The 17,376-nt window shown below is 41.0% G+C and carries 13 protein-coding genes; 12 read left to right on the top strand and 1 reads right to left on the bottom strand.

The features are described from left to right. Positions 1-218: 218 nt before the first annotated feature. From L2737_RS09195 to L2737_RS09180, 4 genes are all read left to right on the top strand, one after another. The gene (locus L2737_RS09195) at positions 219-2,003 is read left to right on the top strand and encodes an assimilatory sulfite reductase (NADPH) flavoprotein subunit (protein WP_248955531.1); all 1,785 of its coding nucleotides are present in this window, start codon (positions 219-221) and stop codon (positions 2,001-2,003) included. 94 nt (positions 2,004-2,097) lie between these two features. After that, positions 2,098-3,789: an assimilatory sulfite reductase (NADPH) hemoprotein subunit gene (gene cysI / locus L2737_RS09190; protein WP_229371479.1), complete on the top strand. Its 1,692-nt coding sequence runs from the start codon at positions 2,098-2,100 to the stop codon at positions 3,787-3,789. Between the two features lie 39 nt (positions 3,790-3,828). Then, positions 3,829-4,569, top strand: coding sequence for a phosphoadenylyl-sulfate reductase (locus L2737_RS09185; protein ID WP_248955530.1), 741 nt, complete (start codon positions 3,829-3,831; stop codon positions 4,567-4,569). A 689-nt stretch (positions 4,570-5,258) separates the two neighbouring features. Next, positions 5,259-6,980: a hypothetical protein gene (locus tag L2737_RS09180; protein ID WP_248955529.1), complete on the top strand. Its 1,722-nt coding sequence runs from the start codon at positions 5,259-5,261 to the stop codon at positions 6,978-6,980. A gap of 226 nt (positions 6,981-7,206) precedes the next feature. Here L2737_RS09180 and L2737_RS09175 read toward each other — a convergent pair whose 3' ends face one another. Beyond that, positions 7,207-8,106: a phospholipase A gene (locus tag L2737_RS09175; protein WP_102528217.1), complete on the bottom strand. Its 900-nt coding sequence runs from the start codon at positions 8,104-8,106 to the stop codon at positions 7,207-7,209. Positions 8,107-8,372: 266 nt separating this feature from the next. On the opposite strand from L2737_RS09175, the gene cobA reads away from it, so the two are divergent. The 8 genes from cobA to L2737_RS09135 all read left to right on the top strand — a co-directional run bounded on the left by cobA (position 8,373) and on the right by L2737_RS09135 (position 17,184). Further along, entirely contained in the window at positions 8,373-9,194 is an 822-nt protein-coding gene (gene cobA, locus L2737_RS09170; RefSeq protein WP_248955528.1) for a uroporphyrinogen-III C-methyltransferase, read from the top strand. 540 nt (positions 9,195-9,734) lie between these two features. Continuing rightward, positions 9,735-11,096 (top strand): Na(+)-translocating NADH-quinone reductase subunit A, encoded by a 1,362-nt coding sequence (locus tag L2737_RS09165; RefSeq protein ID WP_102528219.1) that lies wholly within the window; start codon positions 9,735-9,737, stop codon positions 11,094-11,096. Next, positions 11,096-12,313: an NADH:ubiquinone reductase (Na(+)-transporting) subunit B gene (locus L2737_RS09160; RefSeq protein WP_102528220.1), complete on the top strand. Its 1,218-nt coding sequence runs from the start codon at positions 11,096-11,098 to the stop codon at positions 12,311-12,313. The genes L2737_RS09165 and L2737_RS09160 overlap by 1 nt, the downstream gene beginning before the upstream one ends. Beyond that, on the top strand, positions 12,303-13,073 hold the full coding sequence (locus tag L2737_RS09155; protein ID WP_229371408.1) for a Na(+)-translocating NADH-quinone reductase subunit C: 771 nt from the start codon (positions 12,303-12,305) through the stop codon (positions 13,071-13,073). The genes L2737_RS09160 and L2737_RS09155 overlap by 11 nt, the downstream gene beginning before the upstream one ends. After that, positions 13,073-13,693, top strand: a complete 621-nt coding sequence (locus L2737_RS09150) for an NADH:ubiquinone reductase (Na(+)-transporting) subunit D (protein WP_102528222.1) — start codon at positions 13,073-13,075, stop codon at positions 13,691-13,693. Before L2737_RS09155 ends, L2737_RS09150 begins: the two co-directional genes overlap by 1 nt. 5 nt (positions 13,694-13,698) lie before the next feature. Beyond that, positions 13,699-14,307, top strand: coding sequence for an NADH:ubiquinone reductase (Na(+)-transporting) subunit E (gene nqrE / locus L2737_RS09145; RefSeq protein ID WP_248955527.1), 609 nt, complete (start codon positions 13,699-13,701; stop codon positions 14,305-14,307). A gap of 76 nt (positions 14,308-14,383) precedes the next feature. Further along, positions 14,384-15,601, top strand: a complete 1,218-nt coding sequence (gene nqrF / locus L2737_RS09140; protein ID WP_248955526.1) for an NADH:ubiquinone reductase (Na(+)-transporting) subunit F — start codon at positions 14,384-14,386, stop codon at positions 15,599-15,601. Positions 15,602-15,978: 377 nt separating this feature from the next. After that, positions 15,979-17,184 carry an amino acid permease gene (locus L2737_RS09135; protein WP_102528224.1) on the top strand — a complete coding sequence of 402 codons (1,206 nt, stop codon included), beginning with the start codon at positions 15,979-15,981 and terminating at the stop codon, positions 17,182-17,184. Positions 17,185-17,376: the final 192 nt, after the last annotated feature.

Genomic DNA, 17,376 nt, shown 5'->3' with positions numbered 1-17,376 from the left:
ATCATTCTGGCAACTCTTAAGTTTGATACAAGTAAAGAATGAGCTAAATCTCATTTTTACCGAGGTCTGACCTAAAAGTTTGCGCTACACCACACTTTTGTAGCTTAAAAAACCGCCTTTGCATATTCCTTAATGGAATAAAAAAGTAATTTTTATTATTTTTTGGTTGTAAGCATTAGGAGTAGTCTGTTGACATTAAACTGTTATAAGGCCATCTAATGTTGTTAAAAGAACTTTCTTCATTCGCTTCGCCATTGTCTCAAGGACAAGTCGACAAGCTAAAACAGCTCACTTCAGAGTTATCTGCAACACAATTAGCTTGGGTTAGTGGCTATTTGGCGGCAACCTCAAATCAAGGTCAAATTGCCTCAGCGCCAGAAACTGCAGCAGCGCAAACAGTGACGATTTTATTTGGTAGCCAAACAGGTAACGGTAAAGCGATTGCTAAATCACTTGCGGCGCAAGCAACGGCAAAAGGATTCGCTGTCAATTTAGCCTCAATGGCCGATTATAATGTTCGCCAATTGAAGCAAGAAACAATCCTAATCGCTGTCGTCAGTACCCATGGTGAAGGTGAAGCGCCTGATGATGCCATTGAGTTGCATAAGTTTCTAGCATCAAAAAGAGCGCCTAAGCTCGACGCACTTAACTTCTCTGTATTAGCGCTTGGCGATACGAGCTATGAGTTCTTCTGTCAAACCGGAAAAGATTTCAGTGAACGTTTAACGGCGTTAGGTGCAAAACAATTACTACCTATCGTTGAGTGTGACGTTGACTACGAAGAGGCGGCTGAAAGCTGGCAAGAGCAAGTACTAGAAGCTGTTGAGCCTTTAGTGCAAGCAAGTGGCGCGAGCGTAGTGTCAATCGACACTGCTAAAGCAACTTCAGAAAGCGAGTTCACTAAACAGCAACCTTACGAAGCTGAAATATTACTTAGCCAAAAATTAACTGGTCGTGATTCTGATCGTGATGTTCGTCATGTAGAGATTGATTTAGGCGAATCAGGCATTAGCTATGAAGTAGGTGATGCATTAGGTATTTGGTTTACGAATAGCTCAGGCTTAGTCAATGAGGTGATTGCTGCTTTATCTTTGGATGCGAACACAGAGGTTAAGGTTGGCAAGCATACATTCTCTCTTGAGCAGGCCTTGCTTGAAAAGAAAGAACTGACACAGCTTTATCCGGGCTTAGTCACAGCTTGGGCTGAACTTGCTGCTAACGATGAGTTAACTGCAATCGCTGCAGATAAAGAGCAAACTCGTCAGTTTGTACTGGGTCATCAATTAGCTGACTTAATTAGTTTATATCCGGTCACTATTGATGCCGCTAAATTAGTTGAGCTGTTAAGACCGCTGACTCCACGTTTATATTCTATCGCTTCAAGCCAAGCTGAAGTTGAGAATGAAGTGCACTTAACCGTTGCATTAGTTGAAGATGAGCGAGCTGGCCAAGCAAGATTTGGCGGTGCTTCACATTTCTTAGCATCTGCAGAAGAAGGTCAATTAGTAAAGGTGTATGTTGAGCCTAATAAGCATTTCCGTTTACCTGAAAATAATGACACGCCAGTTATTATGGTTGGTCCTGGTACAGGCGTTGCGCCATTTAGAGCATTCATGCAGCAACGTGCAGTAGATGGGGTTAATAGTGACAGCTGGTTATTCTTCGGTAACCCTCATTTTGAACAAGACTTCCTATATCAAGTCGAATGGCAGCAATACCTAAAATCTGGCGATTTATCTCGTTTAGATGTCGCTTTCTCACGGGATCAAGAACATAAAGTTTATGTGCAGCATCGTATCGCCGAGCAAGGCGAGTCTATTTGGCAGTGGCTACAAAATGGCGCGCATTTTTACATTTGTGGTGATGCAGAGCGGATGGCGAAAGATGTCCATCAAGCACTGATTAATGTTGCTGTTGAGTTTGGCGGATTAGATGAAGCTGGTGCTGAAAGCTATTTAGAAGACTTACGCAGTGCTAAACGTTACCAAAAAGACGTTTACTAAATACAGATTATCGCAGTCTTCAACAAGACAATAAGAATAAAGCAGCGTTGGTGAATAGAGTCGCCAGCGCAGCAAGTATTAAAGAGGCCACATGATGAGTGAGCAAAAGTTAGCAGTAAATGAATATCTAAAAACCGACAGTGATTATCTGCGCGGTTCGATCAAAGAAGGCTTAGACACTCAAGTCACTGGATCGTTTAGTGATGGCGATCAGCAATTGATCAAGTTTCATGGTTTTTATCAGCAAGACGATCGTGATTTACGTAACGAGCGTAAAGAGCAAAAGCTAGAGCCATTGTATAGCTTCATGCTTCGTGCTCGTGTTCCTGGTGGGATTTGTTCGCCTGAGCAATGGCTTGATGTCGATAAGATTTCATCAACATTAACGACTTCTAACAGTATTCGTTTAACGACTCGTCAAACGTTTCAATATCACGGTATTCCAAAACGTAACCTGAAAACCTTGATCCAAGGGTTAGATAGAGCGGCACTAGATTCTATTGCTGCTTGTGGTGATGTAAACCGAAACGTGATGTGTAACCCAAACCCAATTGAGTCTACATTGCACCAACAGGCTTATGCAGTAGCAAAAGAGTTGTCAGATCATTTACTGCCACATACCCGCGCCTATGCTGAAATTTGGTTGGATGAAGAAAAGCTATTAGACACCGAAACCAATGAGCCTGTTTATGGCAAAACCTACTTGCCTCGTAAGTTTAAAATGGCAGTTGCAGTACCGCCAGATAATGATGTTGATGTCTATACCAATGACCTTGGTTTTGTCGCCATTGAAGAAGCTGGAGAATTAGTCGGCTTTAACTTGGTTGCTGGTGGTGGTATGGGGTCAACTCACGGTGAAGTTGAGACTTTCCCGCGTTTAGCTGATGACTTTGGCTTTATTAAAACCGCAGATGTGATTAAGTTTGCAGAAGCTGTAATGACTGTTCAGCGTGATTGGGGCAACCGTGTTAACCGTAAGCGTTCACGTTTAAAGTACACGATTGTTGATCATGGCGTCGCAGAATTTAAAGCGGAAGTTGAAAAACGTGCAGGAGTGAATTTTGAGCCGAAGCGTGATGCGGTTATTGGCGATCGCGGTGATAGATATGGTTGGGTAAAAGGTGTCGATAATAAATGGCATCTGACGTTATTTATCGAAAGTGGCCGTATTAAAGATGAGCAAGGTCAAACACTGCAAACTGGTCTTCGTGAAATCGCCAAAATCCATAAAGGCGATTTCAGAATGACATCAAATCAGAACATGATTATTGCTGGTGTTGCTGAAGAAGATAAAGCTGCTATTGAAGATCTTGCTCGCCAACATGGATTTTTTGGCAAGTTAATTAGCCAGACTCGTGGCCATTCGATTGCTTGTGTTGCTTTGCCGACATGTCCACTTGCGATGGCTGAAGCGGAGCGTTATTTCCCTGAGTTTATTGATCATATTGATGCGCTGCAAACTAAGCACGGTATTAGCGAACAAGCCATCGTTGTGCGTATGACTGGCTGTCCAAATGGTTGTGCTAGACCATTTGCCGCGGAAATTGGCTTAGTGGGTAAAGCGCCAGGGCGTTATAACTTGTATTTAGGCGCAAGCTTTGAAGGTACGCGTTTAAATAAAATGTACAAAGAAAACATTCAAGAGGCGGAAATACTCGCTGAGCTTGATAACCTGTTTGGTTTGTATGTACAAGAGCGTGATGCTGGTGAGACCTTTGGTAACTTCACAGTGCGACATGGTATTGTCAAAGCAGTGAATGATGCTGCGAAAGATTTTCATGGTTAAGGCGTTATTTTCCTGCGCTTTACCAGTGAGGGTAAGAATATGATTGAGCAAAATGAGTTATTAGCGCTGTTAACAGCGCCTAAATCTGAGCAAGCGATTGTGCTCGAGAAAGTTAATCAATTCTTGTCAGGTTTAACTGCACAAGAAAGGGTGACATGGGGATTAGCTTATTTACCCGGCGAGCATGCACTATCATCGAGTTTCGGTATTCAAGCTGCTGTTATGCTGCATTTAGTGAGTCAGGCACAAGCAGATATTCCGGTTGTTTTGACAGATACAGGGTATTTATTTCCTGAGACATATCAGTTTATCGATCAATTAACTGAGCGATTAAATCTAAACCTTAAAGTGTACAAAGCGGAGCAATCTTCAGCTTGGCAAGAAGCACGTTTTGGTAAGTTATGGGAAAAAGATCTTGAGGGCTTAGAGCAATATAACCGCATCAATAAAGTTGAACCGATGCAACGAGCCTTGAATGAGTTAAATGTTGGGACTTGGTTTGCTGGTCTTCGCCGGAGTCAGGCAAGTACTCGTGAAGCTTTGCCAATTTTAGCGATTCACGGTGATCGGTTTAAGTTATTGCCAATTATTGAGTGGACTAATAAAGATGTGCATGAGTACCTCACTCTGCATGATTTGCCTTACCATCCTTTATGGGAACAAGGGTATGTCTCTGTCGGTGATACTCATTCTAGTAAACCCCTAGAGCTTGGAATGAGCGAAGAAGATACTCGCTTTAATGGCATGAAGCGTGAGTGTGGACTGCACTACGAAATCTAGGTTTATCAATAGTTAAAATATCAGCTAAGGCTGATATTTTTATATTGTACTCACTATTATTTAACTGTCATTGAGCTATCGTATTTGTGTCACTTTTTAACGTTATCATAGTGCTACTGGATATAGTGAGTCGGCTTAGTGGTTTGTTGATGTGCATAATCGAACAAATGTTTACTCTGTACTTTTACAACCTATGACTGATTTTTGATGTTGAGACATTTTTTACCAACAATTTATCCACAAAAATATGCACAAGTTAATTTTATAGTCTAAATTGAGAAGTTCCCGTAGATGGTTTTTGTCGACACTTTAGGTTTGTGATTGCAAACCCTGTACCTCCAAAAGCCTTGCTCGTTAACACGAGCTTCCTAAGATTGGCTTGCTAGCGTAAGTACAATCTATTTAGGTTTCTCGGTTAGTTACTTTATGGTGACTAACCGAGAAATCGCTCCCTTAATTCATTTCTTGCCCTTAACCTTAACTTCCGCTGACCATCTCTGTAAAAAACCAAGCCTATTTGCCGTTTTTATATGATCCAAAAATAAAAAAATGCTAAGTTATTGCGAAACTTATTAAAAATTGAACCCTGCTCGGTAGGCTGTTCGATGACAATATCAATACTTAATCCAATAACTCTCAAGGAAGAGTGACTTGTTTTAATTTACATGTGATTTATGGAGCAAAAAATAATGAAAAAACTCGCAATTGCAGCAGCGGTTATCGCTGTTGGTGCTGGCGCGTATGTGCTGTCTGGTAAAGATGGCGGTACATCATCTAACAACGAACTTCTTGAGTATATACCTGCTGATACATTATTGTTTTCAGGGCAATTAACCCCATTTCCGCTAGAAGATTACTTGTACTCCATGCCAATGGGCGTGAACAGTAAACTATCTTTAGAACAAATTGAGCAAGCGGGCCCATTCGGTTCAGAACAAGAGCGCTTTTTTGTTAGCTTATATAAAAGCTATTTAATGAGCTTTGAAAACCCTGGCGTATTTTTAAAGACATTTGGCTTACCATCACACATTGAATCATACACTTATACTCTAGGTGCTTTACCTGTGTTCAAGGTTCAAATTGAAGATGAAAATGCAATTTGGTCCTTATTGGATAAAGCATCTGATGAAAGTGGCTTAGTACACAAAGCTGAGTCGATAAAAGGCCAAGATTACCGAGCTTATTCATTGATTGATGAAGATGAATCTATCGATATGGTATTTTCGCAAAAAGAGGGCTGGTTAACCGTCACCTTAAATACTTCATTTAATAAGCCTGAACTGCTTGAAACAGCACTGGGCTTAACCAAGGTTGAAAACTCAATTAGCGATTCAGGCATGCTTGAAGAGATAGCATTAACTCATGGCTTCTTGAAAGACAGTATTAGTTTTATCAATCACGTTGAATTGGTCAATGGCCTAACGTCTAGTGATGGTAATATGCTCGCTAAACAACTGACTAAACTGGTTCAAATGGAAGGCTCTGGTGAGGATCCTTTCGCTGAATTCAAAACGTCAGAATGTAAGGCTGAATTCAATTCTATCGCGGCTAATTGGCCACGTTCTGTGATGGGGCTTAAATCGTTTTCAGTTGACAGAAAAGAAACTAATTTTGATGCTGAAATCGTGATTGAATCAAATAACCAAGTTATTTTAGGTGCATTGACTAAAATGCGCGGTTTTATTCCAAGTTTTAGCCAAAACATCAATGACAATGTTGCTTCTTTAGCCTTTGGTATGGATGTGATGCAACTGGCACCGGCTTTATCTGAAATTTGGAAAGACTTACAAACACCGAGTTATCAATGTGAAGCATTAGCCCAAATGCAATACGGGGTAAGTGAACAAAACCCTGCTATGCTGGGAATGATGACAGGCATGGCTAACGGCGTAAAAGGGATCAGCGCAACGATTGTTGATTTCTCATTAACTGACGAAAACGGTGAGCCAGGCTTTAAGCATTTAGATGCGCTTATTAGCTTATCTGCAGACGACCCTGAAATGCTGCTAAATATGGTACGTCCTTTTGTACCGCAATTGGCTAATATTCAGTTGGAGAAAAATGGCGATGCAATTGATGTGAGCCCTTATTTAATGTTACCACCAGAAATGGGCGTGACTGCTCAAATGGCGATGAAAGATAATCACTTGGTTATCTTTAGTGGTGACAAAGGTGAAGCATTAGCAGATAAACTAGCTACAGAGAAGTTAGAGGCGAATGGCTTAAATAGTGTCGCTTTAGACTACCAAAAGCTACTTACGCCAGTGTTTTCTTTGATAGAAGAAAGTGGTGAGCCGATACCTGAAGAGCTAGCAATGCTTAAAGATTACGATATGCGTATGCAATTTGGTCTTGATGTCACAGCTAAAGGTATTTCTATCTCGACCAAAGCCAACAGCAAAGCTAAATAGGTTATTAATCTCGAAGATCAAAAAAGGTGAGCCTAGTGGTTCACCTTTTTTATTGCAGTTGCTTAAGTTATTGCAGTTGCTTAAGTTATTGTAGACTAATGCTAGTGCTGAACTGTTATCACAGAGCTATCATTTATCACAGAGCAATCATTGCAGAGCTTTCATCACAGAATTGTCGTGATCAACCTATCCAAATCCTACCAAAATTTCTAGCGCTAGCTAAACATCATAAAATGTCGTTTATTGAAACCCCAATACCGATACGTTGGTTGTGATGGTTATAATCAATCATGCTTTCGCCATAGCCATTAAAGTATTGCGTATATAAGCGCAAGTTACCTAATATTGGATAACTCCAAGTAAATTCTATTGAGCCTTTATTTGGACTTTCGAGATTATTGCGTCCCATCATTGTAAAGCGGTGCTCGCCTAAACCGTATACAGCCTTCAGTTCAAAGTTGCCCATATAGTCTTCAATGTCTGGATTATCATCACCATCAGGAGATGTCGGTGTTTCTTTTTCATCTTCAGGTATCCGATACCAAGCTTTAAAAGCTAAAGCGAACGGTCCTCGATCGAATACCATCTCACCATAAATTCGATTCCAGCTGCGGGATAAACTGCCAGACTTACCATTAGATTGATGAACAGCACCAAAGCCCCAGAACGAGTTTCGAAGCCCTGCTATTTCCCAATCATTATTAAACAGCATAAATATTTCGGGTTCGTGGTTAGTTTCTCTGAAAGGAGAAGAGATGTCTTTATTGTATACCTGCCAATAGGATTGATTGGTATAGGCAAAGAAAAGGTGGCCATTATCACCAAACACATTGTACCAAAGGGGGAACTTGAAGCTAATTTGAAATTTTGCTTCAGCATTATCTACCTGTTCATCACTCCCTTCATTTCCCGTTTTAAAATCGATGTATGGCTCTGAATTCGGATTATCATTGTAGGTATAAGGCAGAATATAGTTCACCTTATGGGGCGTAATGACGAAACTTTTATCTGAAGTTTCTACTTCACTTTGGATTCTTTCATCAACTAAAGAATCCTCACCGCTTGCATTGAAACTTGCGAAAGCAAATAAGTAAAAGATGAATGGCAGACAGAGTGACTTGGACATTTAACCCTCTTTAATCTCTATATTTTTTGACAGGTTATCATTGCGATAACAAAGGTGAAACAAAATCTGCGATTAAAATGTATTTAGATGCAGATGTAATACTAGGTCTATATGAAGGTGAGTTTATGTTGTTGAGATAAACATAAAGCAAGTGATAACGCGACTCTATATAACCAAAAAGAATAAAAGCTAAGTTTTATCTATTATATATGGAATATGTAAACCGTTATATTTAGCCTTAATTGAATAAAGTGGGGTTAAAGGTAATGGCGTTAGTTTCAATACCAGGTCAGCAGGCTAAAGGAAAAGTATGGTTAGTTGGCGCAGGCCCTGGCGATGTTGAATTACTGACTTTAAAAGCCTATCGAGTGCTTAAGAACGCTGATGCAGTCTTGTATGACGCACTGGTCAGCCAAGACATTCTTGATCTCATTCCACAACATGCAGAGAAGATTGCTGTTGGCAAGCGTGCAGGTAAGCACAGTGCAGCACAAGATGAAATCAATCAACTACTCGTGACTAAAGCCTATACCCGTAAAAATGTAGTGCGCTTAAAAGGTGGCGATCCATTTATTTTTGGCCGTGGCGGTGAAGAGTTACAAACATTGGTTGAAAGCGATGTTAAATTCGAGGTTGTACCCGGTATCACAGCAGCAAGTGGCACTTCAGCTTATGCAGGGATCCCATTAACCCATCGAGATTACGCTCAAGGGGTTTCTTTTATTACAGGGCATTGCCAAATTGAAAGTCGCCCAATGGACTGGCAAGGTTACGCTAACTCGAATAACACGTTAGTGGTTTATATGGGAATTTTAAATGCCAATATCATTAGTGAAGGTTTAATCAGTCATGGGCGCTGCCCTGATACGCCAGTGGCGATAGTGTCAAAGGCAACGACATCATCACAGCAGCGTTTTATTGGCAAGTTAAGTGAGTTGTCTCAACTCGCTGCAGATCCAGCGTTAAAAATGCCAGCTTTGATGATCATTGGCGAAGTGGTTCAACTTGCAGATTCATTAAACTGGTTTAACCCAATTGAAAAAGCGCCATCGCAAATACATTCTGAAATTACCGCTTTAGGGCTGTAATTTATATATTTTTAATAAAATTTAACTGTTGAGTCATCATCAGTGAATTGAGAATAATCAAAACATTTATCGATCTATTGATTCTAGCGATAAGTAATCTATCTGGGACTAAATCCATATTGATGATTACAATTGCGGTTAAAAGGCTGAATGACTATTTCAGTCTTTTTTTTACTTATTTTTTGCGAATAGGGATTATTTTTAACAACAACTGGTAAACTTAACCCGTAAATAACATCCTCATTTGTTTTTTCATGTAATTGTCATTCAGATTCTGTTGAGTTTACTGTGATCTCAGTCTATGTTATTTGATAGTATCTTGTGCTAGGTAAGCGTTATTTGCTTAATTATCCCTCTTTTTACGACGTGTTAAACTTTCTAAAATGAAATTTAATATCGGATGTAGTTCAAAATTACAAGCGTGAAGCAATTTTTGCCGTACATTTATTTCACATTTGTTTTAAAGGTGTGACTTAAATAGCGGATTTAGCTCACAGAATTATTTATTATGTGCTATCTGAATTTTAAAGGTTACAAGTAATGGCTGGATCCTCAAATCAGGTTATAACTATTAAACGAGGCCTCGATGTGCCTATTGCGGGGCAACCGCAACAAAGCATTGAATCTGCTAAACAAACCTCTCGTGTTGCTATTCTTGGCGAAGAATATGTTGGGCTTAAACCGACAATGCTTGTTGAAGAAGGTGAGATGGTCAAAAAGGGTCAAGCTCTTTTTGAAGACAAGAAAACACCTGGCGTGCTATTTACAGCACCAGCAAGCGGTGAGGTAATAGCAATAAACCGTGGTGAGAAACGCGTGTTATTGTCAGTTGTTATTCGTTGTGAAGGTGATGAATCCCTCTCTTTTGAATCGTCAGAAGATGTGATGTCATTATCGCGAGATGCGGTGAAAGCTAATCTTGTAAAAAGTGGTTTATGGACTGCGCTTCGTACCCGACCGTTTTCTCGCATCCCTGCGATTGAAACTGTGCCTACGGCGATTTTCGTTACGGCAATGGATACCAATCCACTTGCTGCCGATCCTCGAATTATCATTGCTGAGCAGCAACAGGCCTTTAATGTCGGCATGCAGGCGTTAACCCGTTTAACCGATGGTAAAGTGATGTTGTGCCATGATGAGGGTGACAGTTTACCCGGTCATGATTTACCACAAGTTGAATCGCATCAATTTGGCGGCGTACACCCAGCGGGTCTTGTTGGTACGCATATTCATTTATTACATCCAGTTAATATCGAAAAAGTGGTTTGGCATATTGGCTATCAAGATGTGATTGCGTTTGGAAAGCTATTTCAAACTGGTGAATTATTTAATCAAAGAGTGATTTCTTTAGCTGGCCCTAATGTGCTTAAACCACGCTTGGTTCGCACGCAAATGGGGAGCGACTTAAGTGAATTGGTTGAAAGTGAACTCAAAGACATTCAATCACGGGTTGTTTCTGGTTCAGTGTTGTCTGGTCATACAGCGATAGGTGTATATAACTACCTTGGTCGTTACCATTCTCAAGTTTGTGTGCTTACTGAAAATGCACGTCATGAACTTCTGCCTTGGGTACGACGCAACAAAGAAAAGTTTTCGCTAACCGGCATTATGATGTCTGGTTTTAGCCGTACTAAAAAGTTATTCGATTTTACTACTCATGCAGGTGGTTCACCGCGGGCAATGATGGCGTTTGGTCAATTAGCCCGTGTAATGCCATTAGACATTTTACCGACCTTATTGGTAAGAGACTTAGTGGTTCGAGATACCGATGAAGCGCAGTTACTGGGCGCACTAGAGCTAGATGAAGAAGATTTAGCTTTATGTACCTTTGTTTGCCCAGGTAAATATGATTTTGGTAAAGAATTACGTGCTTGCCTAGATATCATCGAGAGGGAAGGTTAATGAGTCAGCAACAGAACAAACCGGGTAAGCAAGAGCGTTATTACGCTCACGGTCACTCGATGAAAAGCTACTTGCGCTCTTTATGGATCGCACGTGGTCGCAGTACTAAAGGTAAAGTGCATGTTCGTGATGCCATTGATGTTAAGCGTACCATGCACATTGTTGGCATGTGTTTATTGCCAGTATTGTTTTTCGGGATGTATAACCTAGGTTTACAAGCGCAAGTTGCTATAGCTGCTGGCGCAACTCAGCCTGAAAGTTGGCAGTTAGCCATTTTTAGCGCCTTATTCGGTCAGTTAACTGACCAATCAGGTTTAGTCAGCTTATTTGCCTATGGCGCAAGTTATTATGTGCCGATTTATCTCGCCACATTGATTGTGTGTTTATTTTGGGAAGTGATTTTTGCCAAGATGAGAAAGCAAGAGTTGCATGAAGGCTTTTTTATCACCGCATTACTGTTCTCAATCATAGTGCCAGTTTCAACCCCGTTATGGATTATTGCTGTTGGCGTGAGCTTTGGTGTCATAGTCGCCAAAGAGATGTTTGGCGGCATGGGTTATAACTTCTTAAACCCTGCGCTTGCAGGTTACGCCTTTATTTATTTTGCTTATCCAACTGAAGTGGCGGCAATTAGTCAGTTTGTTGCAGTGGATGGTTTTGCGGGTGCGACCACCTTGACTGAAGCAGCTGCCAGTCGCGCAAATCTCTATGCAGATGTGAGTTGGCTTGGCGCATTATCTGACCCTAAATGGATGGATGCCTTTTTAGGCTTCACTCCAGGTTCAATTGGTGAAACCAGTACCTTGGCTATCCTAATTGGTGGTGGCGTATTGTTATTAACTCGAGTTGCTGATTGGCGAGTGGTTGCTGGCGTTTTGTTGGGCATGATTGCTACGGCTATCTTGTTTAACTTATTTGGCCCTGCCAAGAACTCAATTGCTGCAATGCCTTGGACTTGGCACCTTGTTACTGGTGGTTTTGCCTTGGGTATGATGTTCATGGCGACAGATCCTGTTACCGCTTCTTATACTCGAAATGCGAAATATGCCTATGGTGCATTGATTGGGTTTATGACGGTGTTAATTCGAGTGCTGAACGTGAAATTACCTGAGGGCATAATGTTGGCGATTTTATTTGCCAATTTATGGGCTCCGCTATTCGATTATCTGGTGGCTCGCGCCAACATTAAACGGAGACTAAAACGTCATGGCCTTTAAGAAAGATACTGTCGCAGGCACGATGATATTTATCATCAGCCTGAGTTTAGTTTGTTCGTTTATGATCACCGGTACCGTTGAAATTCTTAAAGAACGTAAACTGGTTAAAAAGCGTGATGAGGTACAGCAGTTTGTACTTCGCGCCGCTAATGTTGATATTAGCGCTGGTGACTTCCGAGAATTATTTACTGAGCGTGTGACGCCGAAAATGGTGAACCTAGAATCAGGAGAGTTTGTTGCCCAAGAGAACTTACTGGATCTCGATGAGCGCATGGCGGCCATTAATCCAGAAACCTCATCAAAACCTAAAAAAGATACCGCGAAGATTAAAACTCGTGCTAATGACATCCGTATTTTCGAAGTACGTGATGAGAGTGGTCAGCTTACCAGTGTGGTAATGCCGATTTACGGTAAAGGTTTATGGTCAATGATATATGGTTACTTGGCGGTAAAACCTGATCTAAATACGGTAGAAAATATCATTTTCTATGAGCACGGTGAAACGCCTGGTATTGCTGATTTCGTCACGGATTCTGAATGGACTGACTTATGGAAAGGTAAGCAGTTATTTGATGAAAAAGGCAATATTGCGATTAAAGTTGTTAAAGGCGGCGCCAAAGAGGGCGATGTTCACGGTGTAGATGGCGTGAGTGGCGCAACCAGAACAGGTGTTGGTATTCAACGCGCTGTTGAATTCTGGTTTGGTGTTGAAGGTTATCAACCTTTTCTTAAGCAATTTGCTGTTACGGAGGCTAAATAATGAGTAGTGCAGTTTCTACAAAGCAGATCTTAACCTCGCCTATCTTTGCTAATAACCCAGTCGCGATGCAAGTGCTTGGTGTGTGTTCTGCACTGGCTGTTAGTAACTCAATGCAAACGGCATTAGTGATGACATTGGCGGTGACGTTTGTGTTGGTCATGTCGAATTTAATCATTTCGACGATTCGTAACTTCATCCCTAACAGTGTGCGAATTATTGCGCAAATGACCGTGATTGCTTCACTGGTGATTATCGTTGATATGGTGTTACAAGACGTGGCTTACGAACTTTCAAAGCAGTTATCTGTGTTTGTGAGTTTGATTATCACCAACTGTATCATCATGGGGCGAGCAGAAGCTTTCGCGATGAAATATCCTCCGCATCTGGCATTAGTTGATGCCTTAGGTAATGCCATGGGTTACGGCGTGATATTGCTTGGTGTGGCATTTGTGCGTGAGCTATTAGGTCGCGGTACTTTGTTTGGCCATGAAATATTTACCACTATTGAAAACGGTGGTTGGTATCTTGCAAACGAAATGTTCACCTTACCGCCAAGTGCGTTCTTCTTGATCGGCGTGATGATTTGGGCGATCAATGTTGTGCAGCGTAAGAGAGGATAATGGCGATGGAACATTATATTAATTTATTTATTCAAGCTGCGTTTATCGACAATATGGCGCTGTCATTCTTCTTAGGTATGTGTACGTTCCTTGCGGTATCTAAAAAGGTATCAACGTCTTTTGGTTTAGGTATTGCCGTTATCGTAGTGATGATGCTCGCTGTGCCTTTGAATCAAATTATCTATGTAAATGTACTCGCGCCTGGCGCGCTGGCTTGGGCTGGATTTCCAGAATTAAATCTAAGCTACTTGCAGCTTATTACCTTTATTGGGGTGATTGCTGCCTTGGTGCAAATTTTGGAAATGTTTCTTGAACGTTATATTCCAACTCTGTACCAGTCCTTAGGTATTTTCTTGCCACTATTAACCGTTAACTGTGCGATTTTTGCAGGGGTTATTTTTATGGCAAACCGTGACTACAACTTAGTTGAGTCGATGGTCTTTGCAGGTGGTAGTGCTGTGGGGTGGGCAATGGCGATTATTCTGTTAGCAGGTCTTCGTGAGCGGATGAAGTTTCATGCTATTCCGCTGGGCTTACAGGGGATCGGTATAACCTTTATAACGACTGGTTTAATGGCGCTGGGTTTCATGTCTTTCGCTGGTATTACCTTATAGTGTGGTGCTTAAAAATGACAATGCAATCGAATATGAATTCTCTGAGTGATGACAAATTGTTGAGAAGGTACATTTAATGGAAATGGCAATTGGCATAGGCATGTTTACCATAGTGGTAAGCTTGCTGGTAATGGTAATTTTATTCGCCAAGAGTAAATTGGTGAATACCGGTGATGTCACCATTGGAATTAATGGTGAAGCGGATAAAAGTGTGCGTACACCTGCTGGGGATAAACTGCTTGGTGCACTTGCAGGTAACAATATTTTCATTCCATCAGCCTGTGGTGGTGGTGGAACCTGTGGTCAGTGTCGTGTGACAGTTAAATCTGGTGGCGGCGATATTTTAGCGACTGAGCTTGACCACATTACCAAAAAAGAAGCAAAAGAAGGTTGTCGTTTAGCTTGTCAGGTTGCCGTTAGAACGGATATGGAACTTGAAGTTGACGAAGAAATCTTTGGGGTTAAAAAGTGGCAATGTGAGGTTATTTCAAATAATAACCAAGCGACATTTATTAAAGAGCTGTTGCTTAAAGTGCCTGAAGGTGAAGAGGTTCATTTTAAAGCGGGTGGCTATATCCAAATTGAAGCACCTGCACATGAAGTGAAATACGCTGATTTTGATATTCCTGAACAGTATCGCGATGACTGGGAACGGTTTGAATTATTTAATCTAGTTTCTACGGTTAGTGAAGATGTCTTACGTGCTTACTCAATGGCAAATTACCCTGATGAAAAAGGGACAATTATGCTCAACGTGCGTATTGCAACACCACCAACCAACGATTTACCGCCAGGACAAATGTCATCGTATATTTTTAACTTGAAATCGGGCGACAAAGTGACGATTTCAGGCCCCTTCGGTGAGTTCTTTGTTAAAGAAACTGAAGCTGAAATGGTATTCATTGGCGGTGGTGCTGGTATGGCGCCAATGCGTTCACATATCTTCGACCAACTTAAAAGTAAGCAAACCAAACGTAAAATGTCATTTTGGTATGGTGCTCGCTCTGCTAGAGAGATTTTTTACCAAGAAGATTTTGACATGCTTGCTGCAGAAAATGACAACTTTGTCTGGCATGTGGCGTTATCAGATCCCTTACCTGAAGATAACTGGCAAGGCTATACTGGTTTTATTCATACTGTATTGCTTGAAAATTATCTTAAAGATCATAAAGCGCCAGAAGATTGTGAGTTTTACATGTGTGGCCCTCCAATCATGAACTCCTCAGTGATCAGCATGCTTGAAAGTTTAGGTGTTGAAGAGGAAAACATCTTACTTGATGATTTTGGTGACTAGCCTGAAATAGACAAGTTTTGATTGAATCAATATTATTAAAGCTGAAACTGAGGTTTCGGCTTTTTTTATGCTTGTTTATTTCGAGTAAACGATTAGGCTATAAAATTCATATCGCCATTCTTCCTTCCTATCGCTGCCATTTTCTGGATAATAATTAATGTAGTGTTGTAATGCTACGCCATTGCAAAATTGTTGCGTTAAAGTTTTTAATAAATTGTTGCGTAATTGTTTATTAACGGGCTTGTAAGCCTTTATCTCTCTATACCTATTGCTTGTTACAAGAAGCATCTGATACTGTCAAATGAGTAGCATGAATCATTAATAAGACTTCAGCTGCGCAATATAATAACGACCAATAATTAAATGGGACTCATGTTTTGAATTTAAAAATGCTTGGCTCAATAGCCATTGTGGCTGGAACTGCGATTGGTGGGGGCATGCTCGCTTTGCCCCTTGCGACAGCAGCATTAGGTATTATGCCAGCAATTTTGTTGCTGGTAGTGATTTGGGGATTATCAGCTTACACCTCATTACTGATGTTAGAGATTAATTTACGTGCAGGTGTTGGTGACAACGTGCATGGCATTACGGGTAAAACATTAGGTAAAGTAGGCCAACTGATCCAAGGTGCATCCTTTCTAAGTTTATTATTTGCACTGACAATGGTGTATTTAATGGGCGGTTCTTCATTACTTGAATCCCGCTTAGAGCCGCTACTAGGCGTAGACTTAAATAATCAAATTTCAGTATTACTATTTACGCTGTTTTTTGGCGGCATTATCGCCGTGGGCGTCAAGTGGATTGATAAAGTCTCACGAGTCCTTTTTACCGCTATGGTGGTGTTATTAGTATTAGTGGTAGCTTTCTTATTACCTGAAGTTAATATTGTTGCCTCGTTAACTAACTTCTCAGCTAATGTTGCTGAAGGCGATAAGCTGGATCAATTATGGCTGGCAGCAATTCCAGTGGTGTTTACGTCATTTGGTTTCCACGTGTGTATTGCTACCATCGTTAGATACCTTGATGGTGACGCAGTGTCACTGAGAAAGATCCTATTAATAGGTTCGACTATTCCGCTATTTTGCTACATCTTATGGTTACTTGTTACCCTTGGTACACTGGGCGGCGAAACCGTTCATGGCTTTGCTGGTTCATTACCTGAGTTAGTCAGTGCGCTGCAAGCTGTGGCTCAGTCAGCTATCGTGAGCCAGTTTATTGATTTATTCGCAAATCTTGCACTGATCACTTCTTTCTTAGGTGTGACCATGAGTTTATTTGACTATGTTGCAGAATTAACCCGTGCAAGAGATGATGCTGCTGGTCGTGCTAAAACCTGGTTGATTACCTTTGTACCACCATTACTTTGTGCACTGTATTACCCTGATGGCTTTTTCCAAGTACTGGGATTTGCAGCAATACCGTTAGTCGTTATGATTATTTTCTTGCCAATTGCGATGGCGCTAAAACAACGTAAAGCGCAAATGGGCGGTTATGAAGTGAGTGGTGGTAACTTTGCTATGGGTGTTGCTGGTATCTTGGGTGCGCTGATTGTTTTAGCTCAGCTAATGGTGGCATTAGGCTAATTTTTCAAAAGTTACTTCAAAAGCGACTTTAAAAAGTGGATATTGTTGAAAGTAATGCAACAAGAATGTAACGGAGTTTTACAACCACTGTTCTTAACTTCTTTCGATATGATAAAGTCAGGCTATATGCCTGACTTTTTTATGTGTTAAATACGCAAAGTGTTTAACAAGCACAAAGGACAGAAGAGCTTT

The organism is Shewanella electrodiphila (assembly GCF_023283985.1).
In the GTDB taxonomy this organism is placed as follows: domain Bacteria; phylum Pseudomonadota; class Gammaproteobacteria; order Enterobacterales; family Shewanellaceae; genus Shewanella; species Shewanella electrodiphila.
The sequence above is the reverse complement of the archived record's forward strand: the minus strand, read 5'-3'. Positions and strand labels throughout refer to the sequence as shown.